We start from the raw sequence: 12,238 nt of genomic DNA on the forward strand, positions 1-12,238 counted from the left end.
TCGGATCACGCCAAAAAATGATAGATGCCAATGCTGCAAAAAATACTACTGGGTAGGATCTTACTTTGGGGGTAACCTCGGCCAAGAAGGTCGCAAGCCAAAAAGTGAAGAGTGAGGCTAAGTATAGTTTTAAGTAGCTCTCACCAGACAAAATCAAGCTGGCGATTGTACTGAAAAAAGCACATAGCCCTATAAAGAAGCGGAGCCCACTCAACCTAGATAGCCCGCCATCATCTTTGGTGAATCTGTAACCGTATCTTTTCATAGTTTATATTAACGTACTTGTAAGTGACTTAATCATAAAATGGTCAGCCACTAAATACGAAGCTAATCTTAGTTCTATATTTACACCAACTACCCGACCAGCCGAACTTCCAACTTCTTGCAGCCTTTAAAACAGATCGATCAAAAAATTTATCTGGCACTGCTTCTACAATGTTGATCTCTTCTAACCCTCCATCTGGATTAAGCCAAGCGGTTAGAACTACCCAGCCATCTACAGATCGTCGGTTCTCTCTGATTGGATAACCAGAGTCATATCCGTCAATTCGCTGAAGGTGTTGGGGGCAATTGGTAATTTCTTCAGAATGGCTAAATGTAGCTAAAAAAAGCAATATAAATAATGTAACTGTTCTCATAGCGTAATGATTTTCTCTTACCCTATTGGAATGAAAACGTCCTACTCCAGCATGGTGAAAGGCGTGTTAGCCATTGGAGACAGAAACTTGCTATGCTATCGAACCTCGAAAATATATAGTTTCTTAGGTTCGCCTTCTATTGGGACCCAAACTTCTTTCATGCCTTTAAAATCCAATACTAAATCTGCCTCTTCTAAAATCTTTTGAGCATATAGGGATTCGTCCCAGTAAATTCCACCGCATGCATAGTAATTTGGTGCTTCTTTTTCCGGTATATTTACGGTGAATTCGCCACTATTTGGCCTGCTGATTTCTAATTCATACTCTTTGAATACATTTGCAGAAATAAAATTCTTACCTTCAATTTTCATAATCTTAGGTAGCAAAATTTCTCTCGGCTCTTGAGAAGCACAGCCGCCAATGGTAAGGAAAATAAGAGTTAGGAGTAGACATTTCATTTTTCTTCTTCTTTAGTTTAAGGCTGATGTTAGTAATTGATTAAGATCTAGCTGTTCAATAGTGCCATTTTTTCGAATTTCTATTAACCGCGTTCATTGAAGTCCCACCATGTCACTTTAGCGCCGGCGACAACAACAAACTTTATGTGTTGAGTATCAGATCTATAAAGAAAACTTGTTTGGCAACAGTTATTAGGATTATCTATTGGAGTCAGATGCTTTATTGGCCAACCTTTAGATTCAATATGTTTTACAACAAGCGACTTTTGGAACTCGTAGTCTGTACTGCAAGCTATGGGACTTGAAAAGAGGAATACCCCCCCAACTAGCAACACTCCAAAGCAACTAACAAACATTGATATTTTAAGCAGCTTTTTCATTGATACATATGACCTTTTACTCAGCTGCCCCTAATAAGGAGCAACTCTCTGATAGCTTAGCGTAAAGGGCAAGACAAGGAAATATGTAACTGTCAGATATAAGATCAGCATGCTACCTTCGAACTAACGCATTTAGATGGATAACAAACTAGAAATGATATTGTGCTCCGAGAGAGGCTGAGTAGGATGAATCGGCGGGATCATTTAGAATTCCTTTTATCATAAATCGTGTAGAAGTATTTTTGCTAAGATTATATTGAAGACCCACTCCGTATTGAGGCCGTGTACTTCTATTGCTATCACTATCCTTAGTTATTACGTTGGGGTTGCATGAGACCTCATTTATACAGCCACCTTCTGTTTCATACTGTACTTGAGACTCAGCCTCCCTTGAAATTACTCCTAAATTGCCAATTAAGCTCAAATTGTTGTAGTTTTTAAATGTATATTTTCCTAGTAAATCAATTCGTAGATGTTTAAGTTGAGCCTCACTAACGCCATCTAACAAGCCAATAGTTGAATTAGTAAAATATTCTTTCTCATTTTTACTTTGTGAGTATCCTGCCTCAATTGAAAAACCGGGATAGAACTCATACCCTAAATAAGCTCCCCAGGAACCGTATGACGTAGCTAGTATTTCCGATGATTGATATTGCTGGGAATATCTCATATCGCCGGCTAAAGTCACTGTGTTAATGCTGGTTGTTAGGTTGCCATCAATGGAATCGTACCGATGTTCCAGTCCTACATAAAAGCTACTAGTTGCATAACTTTCTGAAATAGTACCAACTAATAGTATAGATGTAGTCATTAGTTTTAATAAGTTCATATTTTATCCATTTATATGATGCTTTTGAATCAAATATAATGTAGGGAGTCACAGGGCTTACTATATGCAACAAGATAGCCGGCACTTTCTAAGTACCACAATTAATTAAGTAACAGAATATCAGTTTAAAACTATAAGTAAATTATCAATATTTCTACTCTGAGGTCTTATTTATCTCCTGTGCCCCTCAAAAATCATAGTCTCTTGCCTATTTTGTTATGCATTTTGTATTGCTTCTATTTCTGACCAAATGCTTTCACAGAGGTTTGGCCGATAGGCTGACTTACGAAAAACCTCATGCTCCGCTCTATACATGTTAAGGAACTCTTCATCACCAGAGCGAAGGCAAGCTCTCATATTAGCTAGGCGGTCAGCGGCTTTAACTAGCAAAGCAAGCTCCTCTGACCCGGAAACCCTTGACATTTTTTGATATGTTGCAGACTTTCTTATTTTTCTGGTTTCTCCAGGCTCATCGCTGAGTATGCTCACACATCTGGATACAAACTCACCAAAGGAAGCTTCGATCTCTTCAGCCCTTACATCGGTATCCTCAATCACGTCGTGAAGATACGCTATTACTTCAGCTTCTTCGCCATACTCGCTAGCGATCTTTGCTACTTCATCAAGATGAACCGAATATGGGAAGCTACCATACCTCTGATCTCCGTGTGCTTGGATAGCGAAACTCCGTGCTTTATCTCTCATATTTGCCCTTTAGAGTGATGGTTTCTAATACTTTCCATAATTGGCTTGTCTGGGAAGTCGTATAGTAACCATACTTGGATGATTTTACTTTCAAGGAGCGCCTCCTTATTTATGAGTGTCCAAAATCAATGAATACAGCTCAACCCATTCACGGCAGTGGTCGGTTTCGGATGGGGCTAAAAGTTCGGCGTGATACGGACGCACTGGTCCATTCAGAGCCCAGTTCGGATTTTAATTAAAGCCTTCGAGCAATTTGATGGAGGGGCGTGTTAGTTTTTTTCAGGACAAGCAATACTACGGTGTATTAAGTTTAGCCACAGACGCCTCAATAGAAGAGAGGACATTTTCCACACGTAAGCGCAACATCTCGACCTGTGTAACTGTTTCACGTGCTCCGACTTCACCGTACCAAAAGAAGTGATTGCCAGGGACACGAGCGTTTAGTGCTCCGGAGGTTGTGTAACTCAACTGATCCATTAAGTTCTGCCAATTCTCGGGGGCAATTTCTTCAGATTTTGACAAAGCAGGAAGCACGATATTTCGGTATAAATGCTGAACCTGGTAGAGTCCCCAATTGCCTCGATCAGTCAGCGCGTGGTCATTGTCTAGCACCTTGTTACCAGAGATTGTGACGACCATAGGGAAGTCGTTTACCTTAAGGGCACCTGTATCGGCAATTGCCCAATCCAGATCTTGCACAAAGTCACCGTTTTCATAGCGAGACGCAATCATAATCGCATTTAGGGCGACCGGAATTTCTCCGAGTACATCACTCTCGAACGTCTCCCAAGGAATAATAACGTGCCCGTTCATCTCGTTCTGAGCAGTCACGTACCTCTTAAACAGCTCGTAGAATTGGGGGGCTTTCGAAAGACCGTTCTTTGACTTTGAGATTGCACCCGGTGCAGCCAGTAGCAAAGGGATAGGTGGGGTTGATGCAATTGAAACGTAAAGGCTCATATCCAGCCCGGCCGCCTGTGAGGCCTCGTAAACTGACTGGGTAATCTGTCCGCCTGCGCTCCAGCCAAGAACAATGATCTCACCCGAAAGCCCATGCTTGTCCACGTAGTGTTTGGCGACCGCAGCTACTTGCCTGCCCCAGTCACGGATCGAGAACCCAGGGTAGACCTTGGAATATACCTTGTTTCCGGTCGGATAAGACGCGCCAAGAAAAGAAAAACCCTTCTGCCCAAACCAATAGGCTAGAAAATCCTTCTTGTCGCCGCCCGGGTAGCCATAGGCGACACGAGCTAGATGAAACCCACCCGGAACGAAGATCACCAGAGGTTTTTGAGGATCGCCAGCTTTAAAATAATTCAGTGTTTCTATGCCATTGGTTAGTAGCATCTCCTCACCTGGGTAAAGGTGAGCATTTACCTTGGTGTTTTCGACCGTCCAACTCTGCACAGCCTGGGCTCCCAAAGAAACTAAAGAAAAAAAGAACGCATACAATACCTTGATATATAGCCTCATTTTTAGCCTCCTATATGGGTTTAATACCTATTTATAAGCTTTTCTCGTCATTAATCACTAAAATAGTTCTTTCTATAAATTTTCTATAAGATTTTTGGGGGAGGAATGGGGATTTGTTCTTTACATTGAATTTTTCCAAAATGCCCTTAAATTGTGTATCAATCATTATTCCTTCCACATTGATCCCTTTTTGATGAAGCTCTTGAATTTTGTTTGTCCACTCGAAAGTATTTCTCCTGAATTCAAGTAGTGAGGATTTGCTTGATGGAACACCATGCCCCGGTATTATCAAGCTTTGCTCATCACCTAGATTTAAAATAGCATCAATCGCTTCATTAAAGCCTTTAATTCCGCCAGAATAAAATGCTGGGTGCCAGCTGGTATCGAATACATCACCGACAAATATTCAATTACTTTCCTTATGGTAATAGATATTGTCGATTGCTGAATGAGACTTGACTTTAATGTGAATGAAGCTATCCAAGTTAAAGGTATTCTGAACAAGTTTTCCACCTTGCTTTTCAAAGTACTCGTTTCCACCGGTGTGGTCAGAATGTGCGTGTGTGTTTAAAATGAAAGAGATTGGCTTGTTGTGAATTAATGTTTGCTAGTGAGAACTAGCTATTTCATTGAATGAAAACCGATATTATTTCCTTCGGTATCTTGCGCTATTGCGATAAAACCATACTCTCCAATAGACATTTTAGGCACTACTACCTTCCCACCTGCTGGCTCGACTCTGGCCAGTTCAACAGAACAATCTTCGCTATCAAAATACACCAGAGTGCTATTACCTCCAGCTTCAACACCATCCATTTTACAAATTGCTCCGCTTGCACCCGGCTCTTGTTTCATTGGAAATGCCCACATCTCGGGCTGAGGAAAATCTTTTACTTCGTCAGGATTGTCTAGTCGAGTTAACTCCTCCTTGAGAACAGCTTCATAAAAGGACTTTGCGCGCACCATATTATTTACATAAATTTCAAACCAACAAACTGCATTTGTATTCATTTGACTATCCTCTATGTTAAGTATCTAAGTATGGTTTGTATTTCTGGAGACATAACGAAGTTTTAGAAAGATCATCCATATTTTACGTTGGCGCGGAGCTAGGCTCTATTTGACTAGTATGGCCAATATACCCGCCGCCTTCAGCCCACCACAATACTTCATCAAAAATTGTAGACTCAGCATTGAGTTCGGTTAACGTAGCTCTGGTAAATATAATATTATCGATGCAGGCTTCCCTGGCCTTAGTTCGACCAATCTCGAGCATGTTTTCGGATATATCTACCGCTTCAATATGTTGCACATGCGGAGCGTGGTAAATCGCCGTAGCCCCTGTTCCACAACCAAACTCCAAAATATTCATATCGGGCGTAAAGAATTTCTGAGTATCTGAGAGATTCTTCTGATAACTTGCCTCATCAGCGATAGGGCTCCGAGCATATTCCTCTGCTTTCTATCCCAGAACTTATCAGATCTAGCCATATCAGTTCTAAGGCATTATCGGCGCTGATTCCTGACTCATAACGTCTCAAGCTGCGGCCCGAAGCGCCCGACAGTCTTAACATTTTATGTTTTTAAAACCCATTAAGGACACCCCACAACTTATCCCAACGTTCAAGCTTTTCACCGGCACTCAACAGTCTTGGCTGAATTTGAATAGGGTTGCCAAGTTTATTCACGTCTTGCAATAAATTGGAATTTACTGCTCCGCGAAGCTGACCATTTATATTGCAGCCTACGGCTAGTAGTTCATTACAAGCTTTGCAATGGTAGAAATTAGCAAGCTGATCACCATTTTTTTTAGTTGAAATCCCATCACCAATGAAAACCACTGACATATTCGGATCACTTATAATGCGTAACCGGTTGGCTTGGCAATAATCACAATCGCAAACGCGTGGATTCAAACCTTCGAGCGGTCGAGCTAACTGAACTTCAACCTGCCAACGGTTACATTTACATGATCCCTTAAAGAGCATAATAAATAGCGCCAATTACGATGAAAGATACGCTCGCCTCAATTGCCGGAAAGTACTGGCGCCTTTTTGGTAGGGTTTTGGCAAAAAAGGTGACAGCAACCGGAGATCAGATTGCAGGCACTTGGTACGCCCAGCATAGGCCTGAACTAATAGGGCGAAAGTCCCCTGTAGGAAGATCACCATTTAATGGCATTCCATTACATGCTAACTACCAGCGAATGGCAACTGTAACACAGTGAGGTCTTCGGGGGAGGGTGCCGCTGGCAAAACTACAAATTGACGAATAGAAACATCACTTAATGCTTAGCCTAGAGACGAGGTAGTCAAGGGCACTGAAGCCATGTGACCTAATGGGTAGAGTAAATGATGAAGTTGTGTAGTGAAAGTCAAACCCATATCTGGGGAGATCTGTGTAACCTGCTGATATGAAGCTGTCAGCATGGCTGCTGACTCATAAGAAGGCCCAACCCACTAACTACCAGCGCGGGGATAAAAAATGGTTGAACACAGCGGCACCTCGGTCTGCACTTGGGTGTTGCCTTCGATGACCATGAATCTCTGGGCGACTCGTAAGCTGATTAAGCAATTCGAGAGGAAGTTGGAGGACTTCGCCAAAACGATACCCGGAGGCGGTTTGCGTTATCGTCTCCAGTGAAACCGAGATCGGGGCCGGCCTATCGGCTCACTCGCCACGCACGAGTAATTGCAGGTCCTCCGGATTCCCTTCGATAAGGCGGCTAAGGGATTCGGCGCGCGAGATCCGACCGTCTCTTAGCGTGTACAGGCTGATTACCTTGATTGTGAGCTGTTGGCCATCTTTCGCCTTCGCGCGCACCAGATGCACATCAGCTATCCGATCGCCCTCGCCAATTACGGAAAGGTAATCGAACCTGACGGCCGAGTACTCCATTCGGAATAAATTGATACGCGAATCGAGTTGCGATCGTCCAATCGTCGTGTCATCGATAACCTGCACGAAGTCTTCGGTAAAGTAGCGGTCGGTGACCTTGGAATCAGCGTTCGGATCACATACCGCTTTGGCCATCTCATCCAGAAACGCTTCGGCCTGTTCACTATTCATTTTTCGATTCCTCTCCGTTCGCGTCCGATTGTGGTCGAACGCATGGACAGACACCTACCACTGTCTAACGCTAAGGTTGACCGAGCTGTCATGCAGCTTAAGAAATTTAACAAACTAGGCGGAGCCTATCCCGCGAGTTTGATTATAGCGGCTTTGGGCCAATGCTCTGTGATGCGCAAGTGGGTCAGCTTAAACCTTTGGTATCCGGGTGGCAGTAAAGAGGACCGCAATTTGACACTTATGTATGATGTTCAAATCAGACTGGTGTGCTGAGCCAGATGATGCATCCTCAATCGCCTGGCGCCAAAAGGCGACTGGCAATCGAAGCATGCAAACTTATGTAAGAACTCAGTCATAGTGTATAGCCTGTGGTGGAGGGGTGGGCCATACAATGAACCATTGATCTTGACTTCAAGTATCCTCATTCACTAATTTTTGAATATAAATATTCGTCGAAGTATTGGCCATTTTTACATGACGCTTTTCGAAGAGTACCTTCATACAAATAGCCATTTTTCTCTAGGACTCTAATAGATGCACCATTTATGGAAACTACAGAAACAAATAACCGGACGATATCTGTATATTTAAAAAGCATATCCGTAAAGACTCGAACTGCCTCAGTAGCAATTCCATTGTTCCAGAACTTCCTTCCAATCCAGTAACCCAGCTCAGCGCCGCAGCTATATTCAAATTCACCTACCCTAGCCGATATACATCCTACAAGCTCTCCATTGTACTCGATCGCTTTTATTAGGCTTGAATTCTCACTATTTTCAACCCACCAACGAGCATCACTCTCTGTATAGGGTTGAGGTATAGCATCTGTTATATATTGCGTTACCTCATTATCATTAAGGTACAACATTAGTGAATCAATATCAGACTTATCAAACTGTCTTAGCTTAAGCATTTTTTAGAAACTCTACCGTAGAGACTCATGAACGACAGCAAATTAAGAAGGTGATCCTATGTGAAGGACCGTATTATATCCTTGTCAATCGTAAGTATCGGGCGTTTACGAGTAATGTCATTCTCTCATTATAAATGAGATCCGAGACCCAGGGATGAACCTAGGTTTTTTCACACATCTATCCTAGTATTCAACAATTATTTCATGCGTAACAAGGGAATTGAAATCTTTAGAATAACGTTGAAGCATATGTCTTATGTGCAAACCGTAATCCTTAATCCCTCTGATTCCAACCTTATGGCCAACAATTTTTTTGCTAGTGGGTGTAAAGTCGAAGTGTCTATTTCTTTAAGCCTACGTTTTCCTAAGCGCTTATCTAGTGTTGCTAGGGATTGAATCAATGGATTTTCGGAGTTTATAGCTTCATCAACTTTGAGAGTATGAACGAATTCCCAGCAGGCTTGATAGGCATCTTGTCGAGATAACTCTCCATACTCCACCTCACCATAGGATAGTTTCTGCTTTTCACTTACATACTCAGGCACATCGGAATCAGTAACCCAGCGATTATCTTTTCTATAGAAATTACCACTCGCTCTATTCCAAAAGGCCCTTGTACAGAAGTTTGCTATGACCTCCTTATCAAGAGTCAACCAAGCATGTCCACATGAACAGTTTCCATATCTGGTACTGTTGATCGAAATTCGGCCATCCAAAGATGGAGAAAATTTTTCTTCAACTAGAGATTTAAGCTTGCTCCATTTCATTGTGGGGTATTCCTAATTACACATAATTCTATTAGTTCACTGTATTCTGTAAACAATATTCAAAGTTAAAACTACTTATTATACAAAGTAGGGTATAGCCTTGGTAAATCGTCTTCACCCCCTGCCTCGCCAGTCGGATCACCAGCACCTTCACCTTCAGAAGTAAGGTGACCATATGGGAACTCGTCTCCCGTGCCCCTCTCTTAAGCATCATTGGCCATGTGCATGAAGCCCTCGGCTTCGGAGCCTTATATTTTTGGATACCACTAACACTTAAATTAGTAACTATCCTTAGTCCTTCAGCTTATGAGGATCAAAGATTACATCAGATTCTCCGTATACCCCATTTTAGTTTTAAAATTACTTCTCACATGATGAAGCGGGTCAGACATTAAAAAGCTCTATGACAGCAGGGGTAGAGGTTGATTTATTTTCTAATAAAACCTATGAAGTATTAAGTCAAAACCTTTTATTGAAAATTTTGCTCTTTCCATGTCTTCTGTATATTTGCCGAGGTTATTCCCATCAAGATCCCAGACATTTTCTTTAGCTAACCACGTATTTAATTCGTGATCATGACATCTGAACTGGCTTTGTGGGACTACCTTACCGTTTTTCATGGTCGGCCCAAAATTCCTACATTCTGTGCCCCACCTCCACCACTTTATATCTGGCATATTTACCATGCCTTCTCTGAGGGGAACACTAAAAACTGTGATTTCGGATTCATAGTTTTTATAAATTATGTATCTATAGCCCCACTTCCCTCCCCCCTCATAATTTACATCCTGAGTAAGTATTTCACCCGGCTCTAGATCAGCTATATCAATACTAGAAGATTGCTCACCAGCATTTGCTGGAGGCTTAAGAGCGCTGCCAAACATACCAAGTATGAATCCGACTCCAATTAAAGAGACAGTAAGAAGGCTGAACCAAAGTAATTTCTTGAGCTTTTTCATTTGATGTTCACAGAGTATTCAAACTAAGCATATCATATCACTTACTGGCAAATATCAAGAGTTTAAAAGCTGCCTGAATAGTGCGATGTTGTAAGAACTCACCAGATGAATTTAGAATATCTTTTAGGGCTGAAAATGCTCTAGGGCTTAGAACTATATTTCCTAAAGCCCATATAGTAATGTCTGGTATAGATTCTTCTTTACCTGTGTAATTATCACTAGCGTAGAAGTGCGCTTTGGGAGCTACCCATTTATCTAGCCTCGGTTTTGCACGAAATCGCTGACTATAGGATGGCATTTTCTTTGCAAGATCTGAGACATCTAGCGCAAGTGAATAATACTTTTCAAAATCACTATCAACTAAATAACTCATAACTAACGACTCCATTTTGAAAGTGTATTATCTATGAGGTACAAACGTGCAAGAATCAGCCTGATTTTATTTATCGCATTCTATACATATCTGATACTTCTAGTTTCATACTATTCTAATAATGATATTTTTGATAATTGGGTCTCATATCGAGCTTGCCAAGCTATTAAGTCCCTAGACTCACTTGTCGTGTCCATCGACAATTTAGCCATAGTTAAAACCACCTTACCGAGAAGACTGATGGAATACGACCACGGTAGACGTGTCACTCCCCATGTTTGGGAGCTCTCCCCACTAGACCTTTGCATTCAACAATATGAGAATCGTTGTAAGAATTACCACTATCGTAAGCTGAAAGTGGCGGGTGAAACCGAAGAGCAGCGGAAGGAGCGCTTGGCTGGTCTCAAGGTGGAAATGGAACAATTAAAGCGTGAACGTCGAACCATCATGACAATGGTTTCGGTTCAGAGTCAGCTTCAGCAGTACCGAGACGAGTTTCGGGGTATAGAGGACGATGAAGAGCGTATAGAAGCCTATGAGCAGGAGAGGCACCACCCTACTGAAGTTCTTGAAACAAACCTACGTCTAGTTGGTAGGGCCAAGCCTAGTAAAGAGTACACAGCTCACCATATTGTTGAAGGGAAAGGCAAGCTACCTGCTACCGCCGATGTCCGACTGACACTTTTCATGCACGATGTTAGGATAAATGATCCTGATAACGGTGTGTGGATGCCGCGCTCAAGCGAGCAGAACGGTCATTGGGCAATGCCTAAAGCAACTCCTCATAGTAAGATCCACACGCACAATTATGAGCGTTGGGTTTACGGCCAAATCAATAACCTTAATAGTGAATCTGAAATACGCGCTAAGTTGACCATTATTCGTACACACCTGAAGAATGGTACTCAACCGGAGAAGGTGACAGCGCCTTCTGATAAGAATTGGAATGGGCAATGACTTATAGGATCAGTTTTAACCACGAAGACTTTTTGAATCTCAGTATTGACCTCAAGAAGCTAATGTTCACCGTGGGTAAACGAATGGGCGGTATGAAAGCCTTTAAGAATTATCCTTGGGACAATAAGTCTATCAAGGATATTTGGGAGGATCATGGAGGGGCTTTTATCCAGATAGAAGGTTTAGATCAGAGCGTTAAACCTGATATCACTACTTGGAATGGAGCACACTTAGTGCTCTCATCAAAAGCCCACTCAGTGCTTTCTAAAGAGCTTGCGCCGTATGGGGAGTTTCTGCCTATTACCCTGGATGGTGAGCCCTATGTGATCTTTAACTGCTTGAATGCGGTTGCCGCGGACAAGTCTATCAGTGAGGCTGATATTCAAGATGACCTTTGGATGGGAATTAAAAACATCGGCTTCACCGATGAAGATGTTGCTTCAAATTTAATTTTCAAGACTCGATTTGACCGCTGTGCGAATCTCTATTGTGGAGACCGCTTCAAGACTCTGATAGAAGAGGCTGAGCTGAAAGGATTGAACTTCTCGGAGAATCTCGTAGCAGCGTTCTAACTTGGGTTAAAACTTTATAGCAATATAACCTAGTGGGGCTAATAAGAAGCCCCACAATATCTTTGGTTACAGGGAGTCTCCTAAATGTGGGAAGTCTTATAATTAACGCTTTATCCAAAAGGTGTTTCTATTAGAATAGAAGAGT

Annotated in this window: 16 protein-coding genes; 2 read left to right on the forward strand and 14 right to left on the reverse strand. The window is 42.1% G+C overall.

Features of this window, described 5'->3' with window-relative positions:
• Positions 1 to 308 precede the first annotated feature (308 nt).
• From BTJ40_RS00755 to BTJ40_RS00830, 14 genes are all read right to left on the reverse strand, one after another.
• Positions 309 to 638 carry an energy transducer TonB gene (locus BTJ40_RS00755; protein ID WP_108731327.1) on the reverse strand — a complete coding sequence of 110 codons (330 nt, stop codon included), beginning with the start codon at positions 636 to 638 and terminating at the stop codon, positions 309 to 311.
• Positions 639 to 733: 95 nt separating this feature from the next.
• Entirely contained in the window at positions 734 to 1,096 is a 363-nt protein-coding gene (locus BTJ40_RS00760; RefSeq protein ID WP_108731328.1) for a hypothetical protein, read from the reverse strand.
• A gap of 528 nt (positions 1,097 to 1,624) precedes the next feature.
• Complete coding sequence (locus tag BTJ40_RS00765) at positions 1,625 to 2,305, reverse strand: outer membrane beta-barrel protein (RefSeq protein WP_108731329.1); 681 nt, start codon at positions 2,303 to 2,305, stop codon at positions 1,625 to 1,627.
• 216 nt (positions 2,306 to 2,521) lie between these two features.
• Positions 2,522 to 3,010, reverse strand: coding sequence for an HD domain-containing protein (locus tag BTJ40_RS00770; RefSeq protein WP_108731330.1), 489 nt, complete (start codon positions 3,008 to 3,010; stop codon positions 2,522 to 2,524).
• A 294-nt stretch (positions 3,011 to 3,304) separates the two neighbouring features.
• The gene (locus tag BTJ40_RS00775) at positions 3,305 to 4,483 is read right to left on the reverse strand and encodes an alpha/beta hydrolase (RefSeq protein ID WP_108731331.1); all 1,179 of its coding nucleotides are present in this window, start codon (positions 4,481 to 4,483) and stop codon (positions 3,305 to 3,307) included.
• Positions 4,484 to 4,889: 406 nt separating this feature from the next.
• Positions 4,890 to 5,081, reverse strand: a complete 192-nt coding sequence (locus BTJ40_RS22995) for an MBL fold metallo-hydrolase (protein WP_108735115.1) — start codon at positions 5,079 to 5,081, stop codon at positions 4,890 to 4,892.
• A 23-nt stretch (positions 5,082 to 5,104) separates the two neighbouring features.
• On the reverse strand, positions 5,105 to 5,494 hold the full coding sequence (locus tag BTJ40_RS00790) for a VOC family protein (protein ID WP_108731333.1): 390 nt from the start codon (positions 5,492 to 5,494) through the stop codon (positions 5,105 to 5,107).
• Between the two features lie 82 nt (positions 5,495 to 5,576).
• Positions 5,577 to 5,855: a class I SAM-dependent methyltransferase gene (locus BTJ40_RS22650; protein ID WP_238152099.1), complete on the reverse strand. Its 279-nt coding sequence runs from the start codon at positions 5,853 to 5,855 to the stop codon at positions 5,577 to 5,579.
• Positions 5,856 to 6,066: 211 nt separating this feature from the next.
• Positions 6,067 to 6,330: a hypothetical protein gene (locus BTJ40_RS00800; protein ID WP_108731334.1), complete on the reverse strand. Its 264-nt coding sequence runs from the start codon at positions 6,328 to 6,330 to the stop codon at positions 6,067 to 6,069.
• An 823-nt stretch (positions 6,331 to 7,153) separates the two neighbouring features.
• Positions 7,154 to 7,552, reverse strand: coding sequence for a nuclear transport factor 2 family protein (locus BTJ40_RS00805; protein WP_108731335.1), 399 nt, complete (start codon positions 7,550 to 7,552; stop codon positions 7,154 to 7,156).
• Positions 7,553 to 7,973: 421 nt separating this feature from the next.
• Positions 7,974 to 8,465, reverse strand: coding sequence for a GNAT family N-acetyltransferase (locus tag BTJ40_RS00815; RefSeq protein WP_108731337.1), 492 nt, complete (start codon positions 8,463 to 8,465; stop codon positions 7,974 to 7,976).
• Between the two features lie 254 nt (positions 8,466 to 8,719).
• Positions 8,720 to 9,232, reverse strand: a complete 513-nt coding sequence (locus BTJ40_RS00820; RefSeq protein WP_108731338.1) for a hypothetical protein — start codon at positions 9,230 to 9,232, stop codon at positions 8,720 to 8,722.
• Between the two features lie 434 nt (positions 9,233 to 9,666).
• Positions 9,667 to 10,191, reverse strand: coding sequence for a hypothetical protein (locus tag BTJ40_RS00825; RefSeq protein WP_108731339.1), 525 nt, complete (start codon positions 10,189 to 10,191; stop codon positions 9,667 to 9,669).
• Between the two features lie 37 nt (positions 10,192 to 10,228).
• A complete protein-coding gene (locus tag BTJ40_RS00830) occupies positions 10,229 to 10,564 on the reverse strand; it encodes a hypothetical protein (RefSeq protein ID WP_108731340.1) in 336 nt (111 codons plus the stop codon).
• 240 nt (positions 10,565 to 10,804) lie between these two features.
• On the opposite strand from BTJ40_RS00830, the gene BTJ40_RS00835 reads away from it, so the two are divergent.
• Entirely contained in the window at positions 10,805 to 11,521 is a 717-nt protein-coding gene (locus BTJ40_RS00835) for an AHH domain-containing protein (RefSeq protein WP_157953847.1), read from the forward strand.
• Positions 11,522 to 11,553: 32 nt separating this feature from the next.
• The gene (locus tag BTJ40_RS00840; protein ID WP_157953848.1) at positions 11,554 to 12,093 is read left to right on the forward strand and encodes a hypothetical protein; all 540 of its coding nucleotides are present in this window, start codon (positions 11,554 to 11,556) and stop codon (positions 12,091 to 12,093) included.
• The last annotated feature ends 145 nt before the right edge of the window (positions 12,094 to 12,238 follow it).

The sequence above is a fragment of the Microbulbifer sp. A4B17 genome, assembly GCF_003076275.1.
Lineage (GTDB): Bacteria > Pseudomonadota > Gammaproteobacteria > Pseudomonadales > Cellvibrionaceae > Microbulbifer.

What these genes read in the sequence shown, in the direction of transcription:
- BTJ40_RS00755 (WP_108731327.1), bottom strand. Translation starts at nt 638, where the DNA reads ATGAGAACAGTTACATTATTTATATTGCTTTTTTTAGCTACATTTAGC.
- BTJ40_RS00760 (WP_108731328.1), bottom strand. Translation starts at nt 1,096, where the DNA reads ATGAAATGTCTACTCCTAACTCTTATTTTCCTTACCATTGGCGGCTGT.
- BTJ40_RS00765 (WP_108731329.1), bottom strand. Translation starts at nt 2,305, where the DNA reads ATGAACTTATTAAAACTAATGACTACATCTATACTATTAGTTGGTACT.
- BTJ40_RS00770 (WP_108731330.1), bottom strand. Translation starts at nt 3,010, where the DNA reads ATGAGAGATAAAGCACGGAGTTTCGCTATCCAAGCACACGGAGATCAG.
- BTJ40_RS00775 (WP_108731331.1), bottom strand. Translation starts at nt 4,483, where the DNA reads ATGAGGCTATATATCAAGGTATTGTATGCGTTCTTTTTTTCTTTAGTT.
- BTJ40_RS00790 (WP_108731333.1), bottom strand. Translation starts at nt 5,494, where the DNA reads ATGAATACAAATGCAGTTTGTTGGTTTGAAATTTATGTAAATAATATG.
- BTJ40_RS22650 (WP_238152099.1), bottom strand. Translation starts at nt 5,855, where the DNA reads ATGAATATTTTGGAGTTTGGTTGTGGAACAGGGGCTACGGCGATTTAC.
- BTJ40_RS00800 (WP_108731334.1), bottom strand. Translation starts at nt 6,330, where the DNA reads ATGTCAGTGGTTTTCATTGGTGATGGGATTTCAACTAAAAAAAATGGT.
- BTJ40_RS00805 (WP_108731335.1), bottom strand. Translation starts at nt 7,552, where the DNA reads ATGAATAGTGAACAGGCCGAAGCGTTTCTGGATGAGATGGCCAAAGCG.
- BTJ40_RS00815 (WP_108731337.1), bottom strand. Translation starts at nt 8,465, where the DNA reads ATGCTTAAGCTAAGACAGTTTGATAAGTCTGATATTGATTCACTAATG.
- BTJ40_RS00820 (WP_108731338.1), bottom strand. Translation starts at nt 9,232, where the DNA reads ATGAAATGGAGCAAGCTTAAATCTCTAGTTGAAGAAAAATTTTCTCCA.
- BTJ40_RS00825 (WP_108731339.1), bottom strand. Translation starts at nt 10,191, where the DNA reads ATGAAAAAGCTCAAGAAATTACTTTGGTTCAGCCTTCTTACTGTCTCT.
- BTJ40_RS00830 (WP_108731340.1), bottom strand. Translation starts at nt 10,564, where the DNA reads ATGAGTTATTTAGTTGATAGTGATTTTGAAAAGTATTATTCACTTGCG.
- BTJ40_RS00835 (WP_157953847.1), top strand. Translation starts at nt 10,805, where the DNA reads ATGGAATACGACCACGGTAGACGTGTCACTCCCCATGTTTGGGAGCTC.